The 25,430-nt window shown below is 52.8% G+C and carries 14 protein-coding genes; 4 read left to right on the top strand and 10 right to left on the bottom strand.

Features of this window, described 5'->3' with window-relative positions; all coding sequences use genetic code 11:
- Positions 1–290 precede the first annotated feature (290 nt).
- On the bottom strand, positions 291–4,340 hold the full coding sequence (locus C3F13_18420) for a hypothetical protein (protein ID PWB49814.1): 4,050 nt from the start codon (positions 4,338–4,340) through the stop codon (positions 291–293).
- A gap of 545 nt (positions 4,341–4,885) precedes the next feature.
- Between C3F13_18420 and C3F13_18415 the strand changes: the two genes are divergently transcribed.
- Positions 4,886–7,585 carry a hypothetical protein gene (locus C3F13_18415; protein PWB49813.1) on the top strand — a complete coding sequence of 900 codons (2,700 nt, stop codon included), beginning with the start codon at positions 4,886–4,888 and terminating at the stop codon, positions 7,583–7,585.
- A gap of 261 nt (positions 7,586–7,846) precedes the next feature.
- On the opposite strand, the gene C3F13_18410 is transcribed toward C3F13_18415, so the two are convergent.
- Both C3F13_18410 and C3F13_18405 read right to left on the bottom strand, forming a co-directional pair.
- Complete coding sequence (locus C3F13_18410) at positions 7,847–8,230, bottom strand: nuclear transport factor 2 family protein (GenBank protein PWB49812.1); 384 nt, start codon at positions 8,228–8,230, stop codon at positions 7,847–7,849.
- Positions 8,231–8,574: 344 nt separating this feature from the next.
- Positions 8,575–9,573 carry an aldo/keto reductase gene (locus C3F13_18405; protein PWB49811.1) on the bottom strand — a complete coding sequence of 333 codons (999 nt, stop codon included), beginning with the start codon at positions 9,571–9,573 and terminating at the stop codon, positions 8,575–8,577.
- A gap of 346 nt (positions 9,574–9,919) precedes the next feature.
- Here C3F13_18405 and C3F13_18400 point away from each other — a divergent pair, with 346 nt between their 5' ends.
- Positions 9,920–10,237, top strand: coding sequence for a PadR family transcriptional regulator (locus tag C3F13_18400; GenBank protein ID PWB49810.1), 318 nt, complete (start codon positions 9,920–9,922; stop codon positions 10,235–10,237).
- A gap of 20 nt (positions 10,238–10,257) precedes the next feature.
- The gene (locus tag C3F13_18395; protein PWB49809.1) at positions 10,258–10,824 is read left to right on the top strand and encodes a hypothetical protein; all 567 of its coding nucleotides are present in this window, start codon (positions 10,258–10,260) and stop codon (positions 10,822–10,824) included.
- 243 nt (positions 10,825–11,067) lie between these two features.
- Here the strand turns inward: C3F13_18395 and C3F13_18390 are convergent, their stop codons facing one another.
- Positions 11,068–12,660, bottom strand: a complete 1,593-nt coding sequence (locus C3F13_18390) for a hypothetical protein (GenBank protein PWB49808.1) — start codon at positions 12,658–12,660, stop codon at positions 11,068–11,070.
- A gap of 630 nt (positions 12,661–13,290) precedes the next feature.
- Complete coding sequence (locus C3F13_18385; GenBank protein ID PWB49807.1) at positions 13,291–15,114, bottom strand: hypothetical protein; 1,824 nt, start codon at positions 15,112–15,114, stop codon at positions 13,291–13,293.
- Positions 15,115–15,552: 438 nt separating this feature from the next.
- On the opposite strand from C3F13_18385, the gene C3F13_18380 reads away from it, so the two are divergent.
- Positions 15,553–18,864 carry a hypothetical protein gene (locus C3F13_18380; protein PWB49806.1) on the top strand — a complete coding sequence of 1,104 codons (3,312 nt, stop codon included), beginning with the start codon at positions 15,553–15,555 and terminating at the stop codon, positions 18,862–18,864.
- Between the two features lie 162 nt (positions 18,865–19,026).
- Here C3F13_18380 and C3F13_18375 read toward each other — a convergent pair whose 3' ends face one another.
- The 5 genes from C3F13_18375 to C3F13_18355 all read right to left on the bottom strand — a co-directional run bounded on the left by C3F13_18375 (position 19,027) and on the right by C3F13_18355 (position 25,428).
- Positions 19,027–21,141, bottom strand: a complete 2,115-nt coding sequence (locus C3F13_18375; GenBank protein ID PWB49805.1) for a hypothetical protein — start codon at positions 21,139–21,141, stop codon at positions 19,027–19,029.
- A 120-nt stretch (positions 21,142–21,261) separates the two neighbouring features.
- Entirely contained in the window at positions 21,262–22,632 is a 1,371-nt protein-coding gene (locus tag C3F13_18370) for a hypothetical protein (protein PWB49804.1), read from the bottom strand.
- 167 nt (positions 22,633–22,799) lie between these two features.
- On the bottom strand, positions 22,800–24,425 hold the full coding sequence (locus C3F13_18365; protein ID PWB49803.1) for a hypothetical protein: 1,626 nt from the start codon (positions 24,423–24,425) through the stop codon (positions 22,800–22,802).
- 161 nt (positions 24,426–24,586) lie between these two features.
- Positions 24,587–25,135, bottom strand: a complete 549-nt coding sequence (locus C3F13_18360) for a hypothetical protein (GenBank protein ID PWB49802.1) — start codon at positions 25,133–25,135, stop codon at positions 24,587–24,589.
- Entirely contained in the window at positions 25,120–25,428 is a 309-nt protein-coding gene (locus C3F13_18355; protein ID PWB49801.1) for a hypothetical protein, read from the bottom strand. The genes C3F13_18360 and C3F13_18355 overlap by 16 nt, the downstream gene beginning before the upstream one ends.
- Positions 25,429–25,430: the final 2 nt, after the last annotated feature.

The following is a 25,430-nucleotide window of genomic DNA, read 5'->3' as shown; positions in this document are numbered from 1 at the left end:
CAGAGACCATTATACAGGCAGCAAGATTGGTGGAGAGATTTTTATTTTAAATAATATTGTCCACCCTGGTACAAAGGAAATCGTCTGGCAAGCAAAAAAAAATGCCTATCGAACGGTGTGGTCATCAACAGCTGGGCTTAACGCCAGGTCAACAATCTGGTTATTCGGCTGTACCCATGAGGAGAGCAAGCCTCAGTCTTAAAAATATAAAATTATCTCGATAAATTAATACAAAGGGGCTGACTCATAGAAAAATGGGTCAGCCCCTTTTAAGGTCTGGTTCCTGCCTATCAGTTCTTATTTACAAATGGCAGGTAGATCGTTCGAATGTGTATTTCAGTACTTGCTGAAGCAGAGCTAGTTATGCCATTCCACCACAGGTCGGCGGAGTTGACCACCTGACCGCCTCGTGCAGTCACCCTGACATCGAAGGAAATTGTGACCGATGAGACGATTTCACCTTCCAGGCGAAACGAATAGTCTGAACCATAACTGTTAATGTTCCACCCAGGTAGCAAACCAAATCCTCCTCCCGGGTTGTTCTGTTGTGCAGCGACGCCCCACTTCGGTAGCGTGGTACCTTGCCAACCGTATTGACCGTAAGACGAGAAATTTAAAGAAGCGTAATACACCAACCACCAGTTCCCAGGTGGCAGGTTTATGGGAGTATTAAGGCTTAGAAGCACGCTGCGTTGATCAACTGAGCCCAGAACTACCTGAGGATCTGTAGGAGGTAGCGTGATGCTCCAGAATTCAGCCCCATCGCCGGGGACTCCTGCTGGTTTACCACCGGCATCTTCGTAGATAAACCAATGGATGGCTGTTGCGTTGTGCAGATCAACAGGGCTATTCCAACCCCCGGCAGTTAGAATTGCCTCAATACTCCATGACCCGGCGTTCTGGAAGTCATCCGCAGCATAAATATCGTAGTCATTAAATGCTGGTTCGAAATCTTGCGCAGCGAATACGGCACCGCCTGGTGAGTATTGATCCCACAGCAGATCCTGGGGAGCAACGGAAGGTTGGTAGGCAAGAGGAGCTGACCCACTTGCAGATAAACTGAAGGGAATATTTTCAGGCGGTACGTAGGTTGCTGGATTCGCCGTTGCCGGTGGATAGGATGCAAGCCCTGACGGACCAGCGAGGCTCCAATGGACTGCTTTGCTACCGGCGTTATAGCTGCACGTGCCGAGGTTGCAGGCCAGGTTACCTGCAAAGGTGAGACCGGTAGGTATGGTATCTGTCAATACCGCGGTCCCCACCATTTCAACTGGATCGATGTTGATCTCATAAGAGAATGTATCGCTCGTGAAGGCATCGGATGGAGCTTGCTTCCCCCAGCTATACACCGTCAGCGATGCCGGCAAACGAACACTGGGCTTTATGGGGGCGTTACTATTAATTACCAGGTTGCCGAAGTAGTTCCCCGTTGCCATACCAGCTGAGTCAAATTCTACTTCAATATCGGTACATTCACCTGGAGGAGTCATCCCGGATAGAGGGCTTTCACTCAACCAGGGGATGACATTGTAGCCCCAAAGGAGTGTGTTGGCGAAGATGCGACCAGCCTCCCAATCCCAATTATAAGAAATCTCGAGAGGTTGCCCGTAGGCAATAAACCATCCATCCCCGATGGGATACTCGACGATAGTTGGAAATCCTCCAGCTTGCTCTGAGGCAATCACGTGGGCGCTTGCGGGCAGGTTGGTAAAGTGCCCATGACTGGCGAAGCTGCCGTAGAATGGATTGGGCACACCCTGTACCACCGGATGAGCTGGATCATTAATCACGTTATAGTTCTCATAGATCAAGCCGGTCCAGGTCGTGCCACCCGGAAGCGGGGCAGACAATGTGCCTACATTCCATCCTCTATCACAGGAGAAGAAGTTCAGGAAACCACCTTGGGCGACGTAAGCTTCGAATTTTGCCACGTAGCTTGCGTAAGCGGTATAGAATGACGTTGGCTGATCGCCCGAGAAAACGATCATCCTGAATTGGTTGAAGTCTAGCGTGCCAAATTCAGCGGAGGTGTGGACTTCATAAGGGATGCCCATTGAAGTCAGGTAAGCCTCTGTCTCTGTGGTCCCCCAGGGATTCGCATCCTTAAATATCGCCACGCGATTGCCCAAAGAACTTATCCCGGCAGTCTGTGAAACTGTGAGACCAGGGGAGTAGCTATCTGGCGCAACGGCGGAATTACCCTGGCTGGGTGGGTTAACCGGCAAGTTCACACTTTGGATCCCTGCGAATTCCATAATTCCCCAGGTTAAATCCATTCCACCATTGTTACAGACTGAGAGTGGTACGGTGGTTTGGGTGTCGGTCGGTTGAATGGCATTCAGTGGAGGGCCAAGGACCTCTATACACGCCGGGCAGGTAAAAGTAGGCAGGCGCTCTGCTGAGGTGAGGAAGCTGCCATTATAACCAGCCACTGCATATAAGGTATCGGGGAGGCTGGCATAGGCATATGTCCTCCGTCCCTGGATCATCGTTTGAGCCAGAGGACTCCAAACACCCGCATATCCCTGGGTGGTATCGTACGCTTCACAGGTATTGAGGTATGAAGACCAACCGCCACCGCATACCACCAGCAGATCACCCCAAAGCATGGCACCGGGTGCGCCGCGGGGAGTATTCAGACTGGTCACCGTATGCCACAGGCCATCCGCAGGGTCATAAGCTTCGACATATGCAAAGTCAAGTACAGCGCTATCTCTCCCGCCTACGGCATATACTTTACCGTTCACAGCCACACCGCCCAGATAGGCACGGGCATACGACATGTTTGGTAAGGAAGTCCAGCGTGATCCGGCAGCTGCAGCTGGATCGTAAACATACGCTGTGTTGAAATATGAAGAAGCATTTGCACCACCAAAGACGTATAACTTGCCATCTACTGCAGCGCACCCCATTCCAAGTGTGGCTACCGGCAAGGGATCGGTTGTGATCGTTACCCAGGCATCCGTCGCAGTATGATAAACCTGGAGGGTATTCAGGTAGACTGATGATGCATCATACCCACCCGGGATATAGATGTCGGTACCGATGGCCGCTGCGCAAATATTACTGGCCGGCGTGGGCATCAAGCCTGCCATGGTGGTCCAATTTCCTGTAGCGGGGTTAAATTCTTCGACGGTATTTGCCCGTCCACCAGTGATCTCTCCACCCAGCACATACACTTTACCAGCTACAGCTGCACCTGCGGGTCGAGAGCGCCCTACGCCGTTTATGGGGGCGATACTTTCCCAAGCAGTAAAACCTCCATCTGTCTTCGATGTGGTCAATGTCGAGACATCCGTATAGCCATTTCCGCTGGCGGTGACCGTGCCCACATCACTCACACCATTGCAAGGAATCGATACCACCACATCAAAGTCAACCGAAGCCCCGTTGGCGACGGAGCGAGATGCAGGCCCGGAGATCGGCCATGCCGATGAATAGGATAGACTGAAGGTTCCATCGCTGCCGGTGTAGTTAGCCAATGACAAGGTATAGGTTACATCGCTATTCACGCAACCTTGATTCTCTACACTGTCAGGGCTAAGTATTATCCCGGTTGGAAAAAGGAATTTAACTGCGCTGTTATCGGTAATCGACGTTGCCGTATTGCAGGCATATGTCAGACCGTAATCAAGCCCAACATTGTCGCCTTCAATCCCGGTTGTTGACCCCGCGCCCTCTTCTGCCCCCGCATCCTGGAATTGGATAAGCACATTACCGTTCTCGTAAATTATTGCCTCCCAGGTACCGGCTGAGCCAGCAGCCCCGCCGTAGTGGGCGACATTATAGTACTCGACAATGGTGCATTTTCCAGTTCCAACTGGACAGGTTGGAAAAGTCTGGTAATAAGCATTACCGCTGGTATTGAAACTCAAATCATCCCACAACATGGCAATTAGGTTATTCGGTTGAGTTGTGTTGGGTAAAGGGCACTGGTTACTCAGGCTCGTGGAACCAGAACCAAATGTTAAATAGCCATTGCTAGCTGCGTAGAATTCAGTCCAAGGCGAGCCATATAAATTCAAGGTAAAACCAAGTGGTATAGGCCCGATAAAGTTATCGTCGGTCAAACCTACGATGGGAGTGCCAGTTGTGGTGATATTTACCCAGTTAAAAGCAGCAGTCTGACCAGTGTATCCGAATCCATCTGGACCAGGCCAGAGCGCACAAGGTGAGGCACCGACGCCTGTCTCATCAGGTTGGAGTCCTTGATCAGAATTGACATCTGTGGAGGAGGTTTCTTTTTGTTGATAGGTATTATCGGCTGCAAGTGTAATTCCCACCAGTGCAAGTGATAGGAGCAAAACCACAATAAACATTACTAAACGCGTATTCTTCATCTTAGTGCCTCCAAATATTCTCAGAACATGAGGTGAATTTTAATCAGAGACATGAAGGAGAACTTACACAGTCCATCCTGGTATTTTCCCTCCTTTCAAAAAAACATACTCCCATTCCAGTCCAGTCCACTTTTCCCCATGAGATATGAACTACCAGATAGTACTATACTAATTTATCTATGTTATGCTCAGGCATTATAAAATTAGCATTATTATGGATTAAAGTCAAGCGAGAATGATAGGTATTCGCATGGGAGATAATTGGAGTACCATAATATGAAATTTGATATGTCTAAATAAAAGATGAAACCCACCCATCCGTGAATGATCTAGCACCCCCGGGTTATCCAAGGGCTGCTTAAGCGACGCCAATCTGCGACTTCTATTAGGTACAAACAGGATTGCGAAATTCGCATTCTATTCAATTAATATGGGAAATTCTATATTTCACTGGTAAAAATATTCATAATTAATGTATAATTAATATGATTTACACATGGGATAAGCACACCGTTTTTCAACCAACAATCGAGTAAGGAGGTCTAATGTCTCGCACTTCACAGTTTTCTCAGATGCTACGAATTGCGTTCGTATTGCTGTTCATGTTCACCTTTGCAATCCAGCCATCATCGGTGGGCAGCGCTCAAACGCCCGGAGATGAACCCCCGGTCGATTTAACCGAACCGGGTCCAACTCCGGTTATTGAAGATGCAGCCCCCTCGACCTGGCCGACCGCCAGTGGCCCTGAGGATATGCACGATTATTCCATCCTGGATGAAAATGGGCAGCCATACCTGCCACCGGCGATCCCGGAGGTGTCTGCGGAACCTGGCGCCGTGTATACGGTTACCACACAACTAACAACGGATGGCTCGCTCGATAGCACGTTGCCTGTCGCCCCCGACCTTGCCGCCATACCCTTTGCGGTCACCCCGGACGAAGCACTGCTATCAGTGCCCGAGGTGCTCGATCCAGCCCTGGACGCAAGCTTAACCACTGCAGGGGAGATTTACCAAAACCCTGACGAGGTGAACCTGCCCGCCTCTACCCCCGGCAACCTGGATGACTTCAACCGGCCGAATGGCAGCCTGGGTGCAAGCTGGAGCCCGGTGAACGGTACCATTTCAATCGCCAGCAACCGTGCTCAAACCACATCTGGCTATACTACAACAGCACTGGCAGTTTACAGCGGCATCGGGGTCAATAACATGGAAGCGGATATCTCCACCCAGGGGACCACGGTCCAATATTCGGCGTTGGTTTTGAATTACGGCGCAGGTGTGAATAATCTGTTCATAAAAATCCAGGATAATTCCCACGATGGTCGTTTCGATACAGGTGGTTGTTACCTTGGTAATAATGGCGCCGGATTTGGATTGGGTTTTTTTGGCCTGTCCTCATCCTTCACTTCTGCACACCTGAGCGTCAAGGTCAGCGCAGCCCGGGTGGTCACCATAAAGCTATCGCACATTGATGGCGGCACAGGCACCCAGACCTATGTATGCAGTGGCGCTCCAGCCTTCGAAGGTTCTAGCGTCGGGATCGGATCGTATGGTGGCGGGCGCATCGATAACCTGTCGACCTCCCCGGCAACACCGGTCAGCAAAGACAATTTTAATATTCAAAATGGACCACTTGGCGCAAACTGGCGGATGCGCCTGGGGAGCATGATGATTAAGGGTAGTAAGGCCGTGTCTTCTACCTTTGCAAACAACGTGGCCTTGTATAATGGCCTGGGCAGTAACCGGGTGGAAGCTGATATCTCGCTCACCCCGGGCGGGGGCCTCCAGTACGCTGCCCTGATGTTGAACTATGACGAAGGCGTCGACAACCTGTTCATCAAGTTCCAGGATAATGACGGAAACGGGAATTTTGAGAAGCTTGGTTGTTACAGAGGGAATAACTCGGGTTCGTTTGACGGATTTCGCGACGTCACACCTTTCATCAGCGCACATATGAAGATCGACGTCGGGGCAACGCGCCTGGTAAGTGTCTGGCTCACGAAGATTGACGGAGGCACAGACTCAGCTCACTATCTTTGCAATACTGCGCCTGGCCCGGAGGGGTATGGTGTGGGTATGGCCAGCTACGGCGGGGGGCGGGTGGATAACTTCCAGGTCATCAACAACTTCGAGGATAACTTCTCACGCGCCAATGGTCCCCTTGGCTCCAACTGGGTGATTAGAGACGGCGAATTTACTATTGTCAACGGCGTAGCCCAAGGATACAACGTATTGGCGTTAGCGACTTACAATGGCCTGGCGACCAGTGAAATCGAGGGGGATATCTCTTTGAAACCCGGTGGCGGTGTCCAGTACACGGGTTTCGTCCTCAACTATCAAGCCGGTGTGACTGACCTTTTCCTTAAAGCCCAGGATAATGTTGGTAACGGCCAATTTACTCATTTTGGCTGTTATATAGGTAATAACGGTGGTCCTTTTGGTCCAGGATTTTTCAGCCTTTCGTCACCGTTCACTACCGCCCACCTGCACGTGAGCGTGAACCCCGCCCGCGTGGTAACCATCGTGCTCTCACGGATTAACGGCGGGGCTGGGGTCCAGGTATATACCTGTGCTGGCGCCCCGGTAGCCGAGGGCGATCTGGCGGGTATCGTGGGCTACGGTGGTGGCCAGATGGATAATGTACGTATTAACCGCACCGTCCTGCTGGACCAGTTTAACCACGTGGACGGCCCCTTAGGCCCAACCTGGAGCTACCGGGCAGCGAACTATACCGTGGTGAACCAGATCGCGGTTGGTAGCCTGGGTATAACCGACGCGGCCATAACAAGTTTTAATAGCGTCACTGCGAAAGTGATGGAAGGCGACATTTCGCTCACCCCAGGTGGAGGGACTCAATATTCCGGTTTTACCCTGAATTACGATCCTGGAAGTGATTTTATATTTGTAAAAATCCAGGATAATGATGGAAATGGAACGTTCGACTCTGGTGCATGCTACCAGCACAATAATGCATCACCGTTCGGGTTGGGATTTTTCGGCCTCTCCGGAGTCTTTGTTAATGCCCATCTCCGCGTCTCGGTCGATGTGAATAACAACGTGACCATCCTGCTGACCAAGATCAACGGCGGCACGGGCACGCAAGTGTATACCTGTACGGGTGCACCCGTGGCGCGAGACACAGGCATCGGTATGGACGGCTACAATGGCGGCCGAATTGACAACGTGCAAGTGAGCAGGTATCAGTGGGGCGAGCCAGCTTTCTTGCCATGGTCGAGAAAGTAAATTAACTTCAATCGGGCTGCCCGGTAAGAAAGTGGGCAGCCCGAATGTTTTAAAAAACCCTACGCCCGTATCACTTTGGTTGGGGCGAAGCATTTCCGATTGAGAGTTGTAGGGGCGGGTCACCAGTGAGTGAGCGAGATATTGATAACAAAATGTGATGACCCCTTCATTATCGGAAGACCCGTCAAAGACCCGCCCCTACGACAGGATGGAACGGAGGATGAAAATTCAACGTTGCTATAGATGGGCGATCAGCCTGTTTCACCCTTTCGTGTAAGACAGCCTCTCATGGATCAAACCATCCTGCACGCGGCAGATATCGACACCGCGCAGGTGAGCCTGTCGGCCGTCAGGCTCATCCCAGTCGTGGCGCCAGAGCAGGATGCAATGGTAGCCAAAACCGAATGATTCTTCGATCTTGAGGTGCGACTGCGGCAACCGGGCGAAGAGCTCCTGGTAGTATTGAGCGAGTGCCGGTTTGCCCACCAGGCGCTTGCCATCCGGTGCGGGAGTGCTGTCTTCGAAGACGCACGACTCGTTGACCAGGGCCAGCATACCGGGCAGGTCGCGGTGGTTGAAGGCCTCGGTGAAGGCGATCAGCGTGCGCACACCCGCTTCGAGGCGTTCCATGCGGACAGGGCTCATGGGAAGATGGCCTCCTTTAGCGAAGTTAATACACTGCAAAATAGCTGTTGATATGTCATACCATTGTCAGTGATCGATATCTGATGTCCGACAGGTCGAGCGTATAAATGATCCAGCGATAATTTTATAACATATTAACCATAAAACGCATGGTTGGGGCGAAGCATTCGGATATGAAGAAATACAGTTATACCGAAATTCATCCGAATGCTTCGACCTTACATCAAGTCGGTGGGAACGAGCGGAATGGGCTGTAGCTGGAATGCGATGGATCTATACTGATGAGCTCTCGGATCGTAAGATATCCGGCCTTATATTTAGGGATTTATGGGAGGCTCATTGGCTCATTTTTGCACGTATGCCCGGTTGACCTCCGGATAGCGCTCACCATGGGGGCGAATGCGATCAAGGTCACCCAGGTCAGCAGGAGTTAGGGTAATCTCTGCCGTGGCCAGGTTTTCTTCAAGGTAGCGCAAGTGCTTGGTGCCAGGGATGGGGATCAGGTCGGTCCCCTGCTTGAGCACCCAGGCCAGGGCAACCTGAGCGGGGGTGGCATGCTGCCTGTCGGCGATGCGCTGGATGACAGGCAGGATCTTCAGGTTCTCCTGGAAGTTCTCACCCTGGAAGCGAGGATTCCGGCGGCGGAAGTCGTTCTCGCTGAGTTGATCGATGTCGGTGACGGTGCCGGTCAGGAAACCACGCCCAAGGGGTGAGTAAGGCACAAAGACGATGCCCAGCTCACGGCAGGTGGGCAGGATCTCTGCTTCCACGTGGCGCGTCCACAGTGAATATTCAGACTGCAGGGCAGTGATGGTGTGGACCTTGACTGCACGCCGAATGGTATCGGCAGAAGCTTCGCTCAGCCCCAGGTAGCGAACTTTGCCTTCACGCACCAGGTCAGCCATGGCACCCATCGTATCTTCAATGGGGACCTGCGGGTCCACCCGGTGAAGATAGTAGAGGTCGATCACATCCACTCCCAGGCGCTGCAAGCTCAGGTCGATGCACTTGTGGATATATGCTGGCGTGCCATCAACGATCCAACCGGCATTCGCCTGCACCTGATCCTGGTGGGTGGTGAGGTTGCGGTCATATACATTCCCAACCTTGGTAGCCAGGAAGACCGACTGGCGGTGCTTTTTCAAGGCCTTGCCTACCAGCAGCTCATTTTTACCCGCACCGTATACATCGGCCGTGTCCCAAAAATTACAGCCCAGCTCCACGGCACGATCGAGCACGCGCAACGATTCGTTATCATCACTGGGGCCGTAAGACTGGCTCATGCCCATGCAGCCCAGACCAATCTCGCCTACCAAAGTACCATTAATCTTACGCTGTTTCATATAATTCCTCCTTTGTTCTGTAGGATTATCCCATTGATACTGAACCGAAAGGTTAATAATTTGGGAATAATCATTTAGAAAAAACTCACATGCAAGTGCCTGTGAACCACCAGCCGCAGAAATCATATGTCCATCCCAGATCTGACTCAGGTATGTTTTTGAATCAGGCCCATCAGGCATCTTCGTGAGCCAGGGTATTCCCAACCAGATCAAAAATTCATATTAAAAACATCTTGACAGACAAAGTACCGTATGATATTATATCGGCATACGTTATATCGTATCTCGCTATATCACAAACCGCTATAGCGTCTAACGGTATAAACAATTCTGACCGGAGCAAGATATGGACAAACCCTACAACTATAAAAAATATATTCCCCTGACAGAAAGCACCTATTACATCCTGCTAGCGCTTACTGAACCCCTGCATGGTTACGGCATTATGCAAAAAGTAGACCGTCTCAGTGAGGGTAGCGTAGAAATCGGCCCTGGTACCCTTTATGGAGCGCTGCAGGCCTTGGAGAAGGAAGCCCTAATTATTAAGATTGGCGAAGAGGAACGTCGAAAGATCTACGCACTGACCGAAAAGGGACGCGAAATTTTGAAGCAACAGGTCAAGCGCCTATCAATCATGGTCCGCAGTGGATCCGTGTTGGAATAAGGCAAATAAAAGGAGGAAAGATGGACGCATTAACAATCAAACGGACCAAATGGTTCTGGCCATGGCAAGATGAAAAAGAAGAAACCTGGCTGGAGGAGATGTCATCGGAAGGCCTGCATCTCAATTCAGTGCATCTGCCCTGCATATACACGTTCGAGCGAGGCGAACCCCGGCGGTATACCTACCGATTAGACTATATGCCTCTCAATCGGGCGGATAAAATCCAGGAATACCAGCAGATCTTTACTGATGCAGGATGGCAGTATATTGGTGAGATGTCTAACTGGCGATACTGGCGTACCTTTAACAGTAACAATAACGCCTCGGAGATATTCACTGACCGTGAATCGAAGATCCGTAAATACCAGCGCCTGCTCGGTTATATGGCCTTCTTCCTGTTTTTTTTGGTGTTCATTGCATTTAGGGTTTTTCCGAAGCAACCATTGTCATCATCAGGTACTCTGGAAATTGTCAACGCTTTTTACTTATTCGCCAAGCTGTGCTATATGATCCTGATACCGATTTACGTGGTAGTTGTCATCCAATTGTTGCGCCGAATCAACCAGCTCAGGCACGCAAAGTTGTAGGAATCGGTCGGATATCAGGAGGGAACTTTTCACCGGGGGAAGTAAACCCCTAAAAAATTCAACCAGGAAACCATCAGCGCTTTACCCTTCATACTCTCCCCCGGCTGGAGGACCACCCCGGGGGAGTTTTTTTGGGGATCAGCTCACCAATAAAAGATCACAAGGCACGCCCATGTTGATAAACCAGGCCACACGCTTGAAAATAAGGCGCTTAAGCAGTGTTTTCGCTGAGGCAAGCGGAGGCTATGCCCGCGTGTGACTTCTTCTGGAAAAGACAGCCAGGGTTACCACCAGGAGGATTATAAGAATCGAGCAAGCAGCCCCCAGGATGATGATGGTCGACAGCCCCCGGCCGAGGAAATCGGCTGTCTCTGGCTGGACCACAGCGGAAGGTGAAGGGCTGGGGGGCAGCGGAGAAAGAGAAGGGGACGAGAGCGGGGAAGGTGTAACGCTGGGCTGAGGAGTGGAGGTCTGTGTAGGGGTAAAGGTGATCGCGGCTGCCTGGGTTTGTTTGGCTTCGGCGGTGCTGGAAGCCGCGAAATTAGCTGTGGCGGTGATCGAGTTAAAGTAATAGCTCAGGGCATCATCGCCGATCCGGCTGGGCAAGCCACCCTCTTCTGCCAGGCTAGGGTTTTGGGCTTCCAGTTCACGGGCGATTTGCATCTGATCATAGAAAAACTGCATCATCTCGGCGGGGGCGTTGGCCTCTGCCACGTATTGGGAGAGGCTGAGCAACGCCAGACCAATATGAGGGGTGGGATGCTCTGGTAAAAGCTGGGAGGCCGTCTGATACGCTTCCAGGCCTGCGGGCAGGTAGCTCTGGCTGAAGATTGATGGGCGGTAGAGCCAACGGGTGGCTAGAGAATGATAAATGCCTGCCAGCTCCAGCCAGGCCTGCCCATCCTGCGGGTCAGCCTGCACGGCGGATTGAGCTACCTCAAGCTCATTCCACAGCGCGGGGTCAACCAGCCACACCGCAAAATCATCCTGGGGGGTGGGCTCAAAATCCGTCCAGGTCCAGCGCGCCTGGTTGCCTTGCGTCACTGCCTGAGATGGGATGACTGACCCGGGGTAAGACATGGGGTAGGGGATGCTCAGCTTCTGGGGATTTACGCGCTGCAGGGTGGCTTCTGAAGCGGGGTAAGGCAGGTCCAGCACCAGCTCGGCCTTGTGGATGGGTCCGTCCCAACCCGCCCCAGTCTGGAAGACATAGTACAGGGCATACTCGCTGCTTTTAATGGCCTGGGTGAGCGGCACCAGGTAGCTGACCCGAATCTGCGTGGCCTCACCGGGAGCATAGGCGACGGGGAAGCTGGCCCACGGCAGGTCGGGTTTATCAGCCCCTTTTGGGTTGGGCAGCTCGGCCACCGAGAAATCCTCAGGGCTACCGTTCACGGCCACCTGGAAGCTGGCGATGCGCGGCACGCTCTCGTCAGGGTTGAGCTCCCAATCAACGCCTTCCAGGGCGGAAGCCAGGGGGAACCAGGTGGTGAGCTCGATGGTGCTGGTGGTGGGGTTAAGCATGCTGAAATTTGCCTGGACCTCGGCAACCAGCGGGTACCAGACGGGGTACAGGTCCAGCCCATAAGCCTGCGGGTTCAGCTGCAGGATGGCATTATCGTCCGGAGTGGCCAGGCGCACCGTCAGCGCGACGATCTCCGCCTCCATCTGAACAGGGGTATCTCCTTCAGGCTGGAGGCTGCTGCCACCAGGGAGCACGGGGTGCACACCTACATCGGCCCGGGCGACTCCGGAAATCACCAGGAGAAAGATGATAGCGGTCAGAAGTGGGCAGAGAGCCAGGAACACAAAAGAAAGTCTTTTATTCGTCTTCATACAGCCTCCTCTTGTCATCATGGGGAAGACGAAAATATAACCCACACAGTTCCGTTCAAACCGGGTGGGAATGAAGTTAGCTAGATTATATAGCTATTCGAAAGCACAGCCGATGGAATCGATAGAAAAATCCCTTCAAAACGCTGCAAGAAAAGTATTACCGACTTATTTACCCTTGTTTATAATTTCACTTGGGAGAGCTAAGCAAGTATAATCCTGGAACAGCTATAAAACAAACCGCTATGCAAACAATCGCACCCCCCTCACACATTTCATACCGAACCACATTTTTAGGATACTTCATTTTCTCCCACCAAGGCCACACAGGCCGTTAAAGACACTGCATTTTACCCGCAGTCAGCGTCGCTCCCCTCGGCGGTGAAGCATAAATAATGGCCTGGACTGCATCGATCGCATGATACTCATCAAGCAGACCGTTGAAGTATCGCCCCTGGATGATGGTTTACATAAAGAAAGGATTCTGGCTTCGGTCGTCGGATGGTATTAGGATCACGACCTTAGCCAGAATCCGGCTTAAAAATACAGGCTATTCTTTCTGTTACTTCACCATCGAAATAAGAATTACCCCGATATCAAGGATCACTCCTTTGATAACTATCTATTTGCCATTTATTTCCGTATCATAGGCGTATAAATATTATTGTTGTCATCATCTAAAATAGTCAATACTGCTGACGATGGTGAACCTAAGATGGCATTGATAGGAGATGAGAGAGTTATATTGATCGTTTCAGTAGATTCATGTTTATCGTCGGAGAGAATCGTCACCGTGAAGACTTTGCTGGTTTCGCCCGCGGGAAATGTCAATGTTCCCGATGCAGCTGTATAGTCTGTTCCTGCAGTTGCCGTACCATCGGATGTGGCGAAGTCCACTTGAATGGTAACTAACCGGGGACTTGTGAGGGTTACTGTGATCGTAGCTGTTGTGTCTGATTCGCCTATCGTGTAGGAGGCAGAACTAAAACTGATCGCCACGTTATAATACGCAAACACCATCCCTTCAGAGAATTCACCATTCGAATATAACCTGGCGGGCACGATAATATCATCCATGCCATCACCATTGACATCCAGAGCGCTCGCATTATCCCGCCCCAGGTTCGCATCAGCCTGATCACTGTAACCAGACCGGTCACTGTTTTGTGGGGTGCCATTATCGCCGAGTCCTGCCTCCGAGCCGGTCCACACAAACCAGGCGCCACCCCCGGTGTAACTACTTGCGGTCACAAGTAAATCGTCATACCCATCTCCGTTCACATCCCCAGCCGGGACCACCGCATAGCCTAACACAGCGCTTACGACGTTCGACTCGGCAGTCCAGTCGGCATTGGAAGGGGTGCCGTTGGCCCCCAGCCCTGTACTGGAACCATACCAAACAAAGACTTTTCCTTCGTTAACCTCTGGATTGTCGTACGCGTAAGCACCTACAGCCAGGTCATCATAGCCATCATCATTTAGATCTCCAACGCCATCTGATCCATAACCAAAATAGGCGCTGGCCTGCTCGCCGACAGCCATCCAGTCGGCGTTGGCGGTTGTTCCGGTGAGTCCCAGCCCGGTGTCAGAGCCGTAGTACACAAAAACTGCACCTTGATTAGTGGGGCCATCATACAGATGCGCCCCAACCAGCACATCGTCATAGCCATCGCCGTTCACATCGCCGATCCCGCGTACTTGATAGGCGAAACCAATCGAAAATGTACTATCCGTAGCAGTCCAATCGGCATTAATGGGCAAACCGCTGGCACCTAAACCACTTGCGCTACCGTACCAGACGTATGCGGCAGTGACTCCGGCGTAATCATTGCCATTCGCGCCGACGATAATATCATCATACCCATCCCCGGTGATATCGCCAGCACTGTCTACCGATACACCAAAATGGGCATAGGTGTTGTTGCCACGCGCCATCCAATCGTAGGTTGTATCCGGAGTATCGGAGCCCATATAGACGTAGACAGCACCCTCATCAGATGCTGTGCTGTCGTAATTGTCCATGGAGATGATCAGGTCATCATAACCATCCCCATTAACATCCCCGGCACACTTCGCCTGTTCACCAAAAAAGCCATACTGGTCTGTGTAGGGAGGGCTGAAAGTAAGGCTGGGGGAAGCAGGCAATCCGCTGGCGCTGCCCAGGAAAAGCCAGGCAATCCCATTATCAAGGGCCAGGCTGTTGTAATCACGCTTCCCGACGATCAGATCATCATAGCCATCATCATTAACATCACACTTGTCTCCAACAGTCAGGGCGCGGTGATCTAAAGGTGAGGTATCACCTGCCTGGTTCGTTTCAAAATACCAATCGATATCATTTGGGATATTGGGGGATGAATTAATGGAAAATATTCGGTCGATTTGCGCAGATGCCTGGCCAGAGCCAAGCAGGGCGAAAATCCCACATAACAATAAGAGTGTTTTTATGATTTTCATGATTATCCTCCTGTGTTTTATGGAAATCAGTCGCTCGTTCTCTTATCGGGGGTTTTTCAAATGTGGGGGCTAATTTTCTTCGAAGGCTATGTCCTTTCTGATGAAGTCGTTGTTCGAATCACGGGCTGGCAATGCTATACCTTGGTGTCGTCAATATATAGTGATAAGCAATCGGAAATGATATTGTTTGTGAGACCTGGTATTGGTGAATAATAGCACATATTGTTATAAGTTGTGTGATTTTCTGGACTGACATTCTTTAAGCATCATTCTTATCCGAAAATGTGCAGGATGTAGTTGATTTTCGGAAAAAAATCTGTATAATCATTGTTAATGGGGGCATTCTGCCTGACGTGGGAACTCCCTGCAACAAAAGCCCGTTAATCTCAATAGCATAGTAAGTTCCTTTTTCTGGGTAATATACGAAAGGATAATCATATGAAATCCAAGCGGGGTCTACTAGCCAGTGTTTGCTTGTGCCTGGGGCTGACGGTTGCATTCACACTGCTCATTTTATTAGGGCAACAAGCCAGCCGTGCCCTGGCGTTCAGCTCGAGCGGTAATACATCCAGTACACTCCAGGCATCCCTTCCAGAAATGCGCTCGTCCGCCCTGGAAGATATCGACCTGGACGTCACCTTTATCAATCGCAGTCCGCTATACCAGGCCTACTGTGTCGAGTATCCGTGGGACGTCCCCGGCCAGCCAGGCATACCCTTTTTATGCCCTGGTACAGAAGAAGACCAGCGCTGGCCTGAGCAGGGAGAGATCGTAACCTTCACAGCTCACATCATCAACAAGGGAACCGCTCCAAGCCCGACGTTCGATTACGCCTGGTATATTGATTCCGTTGAGGTCGCCAGTGGTAGCCTGCCGGGCTTAGCCCCTGCGCAGGAGATCACCACGACCTACAAGTGGCCCTGGGGACATGAGATGTCTGCCGACGGGCAGCAGGCGCTGGGCGATCATAATGTAGCCTTCAGCGCCGATCCGGACGACCTGATCTCAGAGAGCTTTGAGAGTAACAACACTCTGGAAGACCCGACCAACGCCATGAGCTTCCACTTCTTCTTCACACCGGCAATGTACACCGCTTACAACGAACCGGTCGACCCGCAGTGGCCGAGGTCGGCGGAGGACTGGATCCAGAAACAAATGACGATGATGAACTGGGATTTCAAATATTCAACCTACCCGGTGGCACCCGATGGAGCGACGCTACGGGTGCGGATCGACAAGATCGCCTTAAGCAACGCGTACCCCACGATCCCTGGGCCAGACGGGGGATGGTTTATCAACGCCGACTACCGGCACGGGGCGAGTGGCTGGTATGACCCCGCCACGGATATTGACTGGGCTTTGATCCACGAGATGAGCCACCAGGTGGCGATCATCGACCTGTACGCCATCGGTGCTGAGCCTTCGGCGTTAAAGGTTAACGATCACCTGGGCAACCCGGTCAACTTCAGTTTCGCCTGGCCACGCCCCGACCTGATGGGCGGGGGTGATATCTGGCCGCATACGGAGTGGTACCGGTACTCGAGCCATGTGGTGGGAGGCGCATCCACCTATAAGGGTTACCGTAACGGTTATTACGGTGCTTACCTGTTTGACATCCCACTCGAGAACTATTTCCTGGTGCTGGATAACCAGGGCAACCCGGCCCAGGATGTGAAGGTGAAGCTCTGGCAGCGCAACGGCACGCCCGATTGGACAGGCCAATCCGCCTTTGATGACCCGCCGGATATCAACGGCACCACGGATAGCTCAGGCCGTTTTCTACTCACCAACAGGACGGTTAATGGCGGAACCACCACCGCCAACGGGCATGTGCTTCACGACAATCCCTTTGGGGTGGTGGATATCATCGGCAGCCAGAACCTGTTCCTGGTGAGCCTGAAACAGGAAGACCACGAGGAGTTTCGCTGGCTGGATATCACGGAATTCAACCTGGCTTATTGGATGGGTGACACGATCAGTCACACATTTGTGATTAGCAGCCATGTACCACCCCTTCTGGCACCCCAGGCACCGCGGGTGAGCAACCCGCAGGTACAGGGCGATGGAGCAAAAATATGCTGGCAACCCGGCACACCTCCGGTGCCTTCCAGCTACCGGGTGTACCGTGCTTCAGCGCCAATGTTCGCCTACGAGCAGATCGCTCAGGTGACGGATAGCATGTGCTTCGAGGATAACTACCCAGCCGGCTCATACGGCAGCAAGGTGTACGCTGTGACCGCGGTCAGCTCCACAGGCACCGAAAGCGGCTTCAGCAACTTTGCCTGGGCACCCACCCTTACCAACCCTACCTCCGTGGCAATCACATCCGATGGAGGGCGCTACATCCTTGACCCGCGCAACGGTTATGCACTGATCCGCCAGGATGGAGGCGGTACCTTCCAAAAGTATGTCGGCTCGGTCCACTTTCACCTGGAGTACTCGCAGTACATGGCGATGACGGCCAGCAACCACCTGCTGTTCAGCCACCCCGGCGACGTGTACACTGACACCCACTCCGTAAGGACAGCTGAGCTTGACGGAACACCGCTGCTGGAATTTGGTGAGCAGGGTTCCGGCCCGGGCCAATTTGAGACCCCCAGCGGCGTGGCAGGTTGGGGGGAGGCATGCAGCTTTGGCGGTCCTTATGAAGACGATGAGCATACCTCGCTGTTGCTCCATTTTGACGGTTCTTATAACGGTGAACAAGGAGAACCTGGAGCGCATCAAGGCACTAGCTTTGACACAGGCCGGTACGGCCAGGGGGTGCTGATCGATGACACGGATACCCTGACCTACTTAGTTGAGGGAAACATAAACCACCAACAGGGCGCGATCGAATTCTGGATTCAACCCATCTGGGATGGTGATGATGGCGGCAATCATACGCTATTTTGGTGGGGAGAAGGCGATAATATCTTTCACCTGCGCAAGGACCCGATCAGCAACCTGGTATTCGACCGGTTTTTTGGTGGCGGAAGCTGCGGTGCTCCACATAACGTGGCAGACTGGCGAAATGGTGAATGGCACCACCTGGCCATCACCTGGGACGGGCCTGAGATGGCACTCTTCGAAGACGGACTCCAGGTGGCGCAAACTGTATGTGGAGGGACTGCGAATCCAACGGGAGATAGCTTTGCAATTGGCACGGATCTTAGCAGCGAGCAGACTATCGATGCGATCATTGATGAGTTCCGCATCAGCGACACGCCTCGCCTGGGTGACAGCCTGAGCTGCGGACGCATCCTGGTGGCTGACAGTGGTAACAACCGCCTGCAGGCATTCAACAGCCAGGGAGACTTCCTTTCTGAGTTCGGCACCTACGGCAATGGCGCGGGCCAATTCAACGACCCGCAGGGCCTGGCAGTAGACCAGAGTGGCCGAGTTTTCGTGGTCGATCGGGGTAATAACCGCCTGGTGATCCTTGGCTTTAATGGGGAAACGTTCAGCTACCTCGGCTCGATTACCTCGGGATTCAACGCTCCCACCAGCGTTTCGTTTGGCCCACCGGGAATCCTGGCTGTAGCGGATACTGGCAATAACCGCATTGTCGTGCTTGACCTGGATGGCAACTTCCTGGCTGCGTATGACCAGCCGAATGATGGTTACTCGGGATTTTTTAACGCCCCACGTGGCGTGGCAGTTGACCAGGATGGCGACCTGGTGATTGCCGACACTGGCAATGGGCGGGTGGTTACGGTGCGTAGCATAAAGTACATCTGGCTTCCGGCAGTGCTCAGGATGAATAAGTAGGGACCACGCGCGGAAACAGCCTGTTGCTCAAGTACATAAGGGGTGAGGCTGCGAGTGCGACCGCTGCTGAGCAGGCTGGATGCACGAAGGGATGGTCAGCGTTCAGGGTAGGTTGGGCTTTTTAGCTCACCCCTATTCCTCCGACGCGCCGATCACTTTAGATCATTGGTTGTATTCCAACAGCTCGATGCCTCCGGAACCATTCGCCAGGACAACATACGCGCTGGTTTCAATGATCGGAACGGTAAAGTTTTCACTTTGAGCGATATCCATTACTTCCACCTGTTGCGGGTGGACAGGATCGCTGACCTCATACACCCGTAGCTGGGCCGCTCCATAATCACCCCCGACGACAATCCAGGCTAAATCCCCAATCAGGGCTAAACCCACGCCATGATCGGGGTAAGTCGTTTGTGATAGCTCTCTCAACGGCCCTGGCTCGAGCATCGAGAGGTAGTCCTCGCTTAAAAAACTACGGGTGCCTGTCACGGCAAGCGAGCCTTCACTGGCTGCCAGATGGTGGATATAGTCTTCCAACATGAGCGATTCACGCAATTCCAGGCTTTGCCCATCAAAATCAAGCGTGTAGATCGTATCGAATTTTGAGTGATAGCTTCCATCCAGACGGACGGACAAATGGGTTCCTTCCCAAATAATTTGCTGGGAATCGCCTTGATCGAGAATAACCGGATCGCCCAGCTTGATCGGGTTTTGCCAATCGGATAGGTCAACCAGCGTAAGCACACTTAAATCATCTTCGGCTTGCTGGGCAGCAACCAGCAATCGCTGGCCACCCCTCAGCATGGCTGCGATTGCGGTAATCGCTCCCTGGCCAATATCCACTTTGCCCAGCAACACCGGCTGGGGAGCGCGGATGTCATACACCCATAAGGCCTGCTCTTCTGCAAGGTAGATCCTATCGCCTTCAAGCGCTATGCCAACGTAGCGGTACCAGCTGGCCAGCTCCGTCTTCACCTGCCCGAGGGGGGTGAGATCGGCCAGGCTGAAAGCCCGTAATGTCACGGGGCTATTGCTGGCTCCCAGCCCGTTGTCAACCACGTACACTGCCTGGTCGTTCGCAGTGGCATCGATGGCGTGGATTATCGGCGCCTGGTACGTGCCCAGAAGCTGCAAGGGGGATGTGCCAGAGTCAGCATAGATCTCAAGGTCATTGTAGGCAACCAGGAAATTTCCATTATGGATAGCCGTGACAGATACCGTTTCTCCCACCGCGTCACCCAGGATGGGCTGTGGCAAGCTAGCAACATCCTGAACATACTCGCTCAGGATAGTCCAGCCGAAGTAGTAGGCCTTATCTCCCACAAAACTGAAGCCCGCCACCACGTCTCCCCCTGAAGAAACTGTCCAGATCTTCGCAGGTTCCTCCGGGTTGGTAACGTCATAGGCCCGGATATCGCGGTAGCATAGATATAAGCGCTCACCGATCACGCGCAGGCTGAGCGGTTGTAGCGGTTCTTCAGGGGTCGAAGCGATCACCTGGTTAGGGATAGACATCTCACCAGTGCCACTTACCGGGACGTAGTACAGGCCGCCCAGTTCTCCTTCTGCACCGGCATATAAACCCTGGCTGCCCAGGGCGATGCTCATGGGCCACTCGGGCATGGTAACTGAATTGAGCACGGTAAACTGGTTCTCCGGGGAAAGTTTAGCAGCCGCGATAAGCCCAGTGTAGGCTGATTGGCGCTGGTAGATCGACTGACCGGCATATAGGATGCGACTTTCTTCATCCCACGCCATGGCCGTGATGGCTCCCTCAAGGGCGAGCTGGGCGAGCGGCCGTAATTCGGCCCGGGGAGAAGCATTCATCACCAGCAAGAACTTGCCGGCGTTGATCAATAAAGTATCTTCCGAGATTTGCAGGACCTGGGTGACCAGGCCCGGTAGCGCTTCGCTTTGCCGCATTAATATTGGCTGCTCTGGCTGGCTGATATCGATCTCCGCCAGGCGTGGGCCCATCCCGACGTAGGCCACATCACCCGCAATGCTGATGCCTTTAATGCTGCCTCCCAGCTGGGCAAAGCGGGTGAGGTTGAAAGAAATTTCAGGGATAGGCGCAGGAGTCTCCATGGGAGATGGCGAACTGGTCTGGGTAGATGGGCTTATGGGTGTCTGGGTGTAAGGCTGAGTTGAAGCCCGGGGCGCGGTTGCACTGGCAGCACCCGGAGTGCTGCTGGCTGGTATGCCAACAGTCGTCGTTGGCGTGCAGGCTGCCAGTAGAAATCCAAGGGTGATTACGGCGCAGAAGGTTTTGCCCATTGGCTTCACCTCATCGACAATTTCCACACTTGGCTTGCATCACGATGCAGACATGCCGCGGGAATTTAAGGGTATGTTTTATGACCACGACAGTGTTATTCTGCATAGGTGGCTGCATCGCTATTTGCATGGGTCAGGGTAGTTAATCGGGGCAAGCGCTTTTTCGATCTCACCATTCTGGCTTAATGCATTCCATAATCCTTCAGATTCCTCGGTATCCCAGGTCCACAACAGCCAGCCGTCAAAGCCATACTGGCAAGATTGGATCTGCCAGTTTTGCAGGAATTGCGCCGCACTGACCGCCGAATCAAAGTCGCTCGTCCATACACCGAACTCCCCCATCAATACTGGCTTGGAGGTGTTCGCCTCAATCCCATAATATTCAGCATATTCCATCAAGTCATACCCTTTTCCAGGATAAGGATGCAGCTCAATGAAGTCGGCCTGCGATCCAGCGATGACCGCCCCGGTTACGCTGACATACGAATCATCAAGCCGCGATGGAATGGGTGCCAGGGGGGAGAAAAAGCTGGCTTCCACCAGGGCAGTTGGGTCCAACTGGAGGATGGCCTGGCGCAGGTTGTCGATCCAGTAGATCAAGTTATCGCTGGCCATACGTACCTGTTCGTCCGGTTCCGCCATGTCATAGGTTTTACCATTTCCGGTTGTCACCAGGCCGGCTGATAAAGTAAATGGGGGCTCAAAGGTATCAAAATGGACTTCGTTGGTCAGGTCATAGGCGAAGATGGCGTCCATGGGTGCCTGGAGCTCGATCAGGGCCCTGATAAAATCGACTTCGAACTCCAGCTTAGCTTCCAATCCACCCCTGGTCAGGTAGCGGGGATTATTCCCGCTAATCTGAGGGGTATACGCCCTCCACAGGGCGTCATTATAGCCACCGTAAGCAGGCGTCCCATCCGTGATCAGGATCACGTAGATGTGGTGCTGTTTGGCATGCTTCAGGAAATCGACCACCTTCTCCATGTAGCTATGGGATAGTCCATGCAGGGTGCTGCCGACCTGCTGACCAGCAGCGGAGCAGCAGTCGAAAAAGACGCGCACCACATTGTAACCGTCCGCTTCCATTTGATGGAGCGCCCGGTCGATTTCGTCCGGATCATAGAGGGCAGGGTCAAACGTCGAGTGCCAGTGATTGCCGTTAACGATGTGGTCCACACGGGCATAATTCATGCCGCGCGGCACAAACTTCGCATTGTCTAGCCTGTCATAAAACTCACCCAACCCATCCACGTAACGGACACCGATGCGGTGTTCCGCGATCGGCACGGGCGAAGGCGTGGGAGTCGGCGAGGAATTGATCGTGGGTTCACTGGTGAGGGTCGGGGCAGGTGTGGCTGTGAGTTCAATGGTGGGACTGCGTGGAGGAAGCAGGGTTGGTAATGAGGTCGATGTGGGGCCAGAAATGGCCGATGAAGTGCAGGCAGACAGCAACGTTGCGAGCCCAACGAGTATTAATATCTGGTGTTTCATTTCTCCTTACCTTACCAAGACTGTTAGCTCCGCGATAGAAATTGATTTATTCTCATTTTTATCCAGGCAATATTGAATCCTGTTGGGTGGAAAAAATCTTAATGAGCAGGGTATCAATCATGTCTTGCGAGAAAAAAATTTCCGACGAGGTAACTATGGGGTTACGCTCAGGGATGAATGCCAACCCAGGTAAAACCGCACTCGCCGTACTCCAGTTTCGTTTCGAGCTGGCTAGCTACCTGGCGCGCGGATGACTCTCCCACCTGCCAGAGGTACAGGCTCTTCCCATCCTGGTATGCCAGGACGCTGGAAGCTGGATCCCAGTTAAGGCAGCGAATCACAGAGTTGCTCAAGGTTACCAGGGGTTTCCCATCGCCCGTGAACATGCGCAGACCAGCAATTTTTTCATAAGGTCCGTAGGCAGCCAGAAACCTGGCATCCGGGGAGGCCAGAAAATAATGATTGCCTTCGTCGAACAAGGTTAACTCACCGATCAGCGAGACACTGTAAGAGCCGCCTGTTTGAGGGTCGCCAAAGATGCCTGTGCTGGGTGCACCGCCAACATAACTAAAGGGCTCCGCACCCACGTACGACACGTTCCAGCCAACTGACTCAGAAAGATGCAGGGGAGCCTCAGTGCCGGTCAGCACCAAGTAGAGCCCGGGGGGTTGTCCGCTGCTGGGTTGGGAGCTGGTGAGCATGTAGCTGGATAGGTCCGGTGCGATCGCAAGATCAGCGAAAGAACCTTCCCAGAGCATGGTTTGCTCGCCAGTACTGGCTGATACCAGAACCAGCTCGAAATAAGAATCACCCGAATCGGTAAAGCGACTGAATAACATCATGTCTGGAGCGAACCACTCCCTGAAGTAGCCGATGTCTTCAACCGTCCGGATTATTGTCCCCAGGCGGTCCAGCACATCGGTGGTAATGTGCGTCCCCTGGGTCTGGTACAGGGTGGTTTCAAGGACGATCGCGGCGGAATCAGGCGCCCAGGTGAGGTTAAACACGTGGCGCGGTTCGGAAGATGCGCGCCATGAATTACCCTGTGCCGGGTCGTAATAATACATATCCGAGGTGGGACCCGGGTCTTGCGATGCATATGCCAGCAGGCTGCCATCTGGCGACCAGGCTACGCTGCGAATTTTCCCCAGCATTGTTCGCTGCATGGTGTAATACATATTATCCAACATAGCCTGGCGGTCAGGCTCATCCATCCAATACTCTTCCGTCGTCATTTCGACGATCGGTTTCAGGTTTTGGGGAAAATCCGGGCTGAGAAGCAGCGTCGAAAAGATGACCTTCTGACTTTCCAGGTCCAGGACGCGCATTACAAAATTGGACGGCTCGGCAACCAGCTGATCATACATCTCAAGCCTGGCGCCTTCGTAATATACAAAGTACCGGGCGTCGGGGGAAAGACCTGCCAGGAAAGGCGTGGCGAATATTGCTCCGGTTGGGAATCTGAATTCCTTCGAGGTGCCATCGGATGGATTTAGAAAGACCAGGCGTTGTTCAGAGGCGACACGGTGTTCGTATGCAATCAGAGGCATACCTTGAGGTAGCGGCTGGGTTGGAGAGGGTATCGGCGTGGCTGTGGCGGGCGTGAGCGTGTTCGTTGATGTTGGAAGTGCAATGGTCGGTGTAGCAGGCAAGCTGGTAGGGCTGGCCATCACGACCGGGCTGCTGGCGGCTGGCTCCTGTGGCTGGTTGGAGGGTAACGGTGAGGGTTGGTTAGCTGAGCAAGCCGCCAGGATCAGGCTAACCAGGAGAATCAATATTAGGGTTTTTCTCATTCATTCTCCTCTCGCTCAAACGCAGATACGTTATATCCACCCTGCTTAACTCATTATACAAAATGATAGTAAAAACTACTAATTAATATCCAGGGTATTGTTTGGTGCACTTCAAGTTGGGTTGATCAGCCGGCTAGAAGGCGGCTATATAAACTGAAAGGTCAGCGCCAAAATCGGGGGATGAGAAACGGGGTGCGCTGCTTGTAAGCCAGGTAGTCCTGTCCAAACCGGATTTCCATTTCCTTCTCTTCCACGCGCTTTATATAAGTTATGAGACTGACTGCGAATACCACCACAAGTAGCACCGCGCCGAGGGAGTGAAAAAGCAAACCTACCCCCAGGTAGAGCACAAATGACCCCAAGGCCATGGGATTGCGGCAGTAATTGTAAGGAGGTTGGACGATCAGCTGCTGGGTGGCCATGAGCGGGACGGGTGTGCCCCTCCCGATGGTATACTGGCTGTAATTCGCCCAGATGGCAAACAACCACCCTGAGAAGATCATCAGCCAGCCGATGATCAGATTGTATGGATAACTCAAAACACTTGGCAATCCCAGCCATTGGTCGAGTTTTGCGCCCAGCCTGACCTGCAGAAAGGGCAAAATGAATAGGAAAATAGGGGCCAGGCAGATGAGGAAAATCAGGCGCTGGTTAGGGTTATACTCACGGCGGGCTTGCTTGAGGAATCCTTTTTTCATCGTGTTCGCCATATCCCGGGTACAAGACGATAGCGCACGCGCTGGGCATATGCTGGATATCCCGGCAGCTCTGCCTGCAAAGTTCGGTCTTCAAGGGCGGTGCGCAGGATGAACAAAATAGCACATATTCCACCAATGATGATCGCCGGCCAGGAAGCAAGTAAGGTGGATAAGGCCAACTCAAAGAAGACCATTCCCAGGTAAGATGGATGGCGCACAACCTTATATGGCCCACCCGTTGCGACCGTGTGGCCGCGGTCTGCTTGGATGCGCACAACCTGGGAGAAAAAGGTGTTGGAGGCCATGG

This window comes from Anaerolineales bacterium, from assembly GCA_003105035.1.
Classification (GTDB): domain Bacteria; phylum Chloroflexota; class Anaerolineae; order Anaerolineales; family UBA4823; genus FEB-25.
This window is presented reverse-complemented; position numbering and strand designations above follow the sequence as displayed.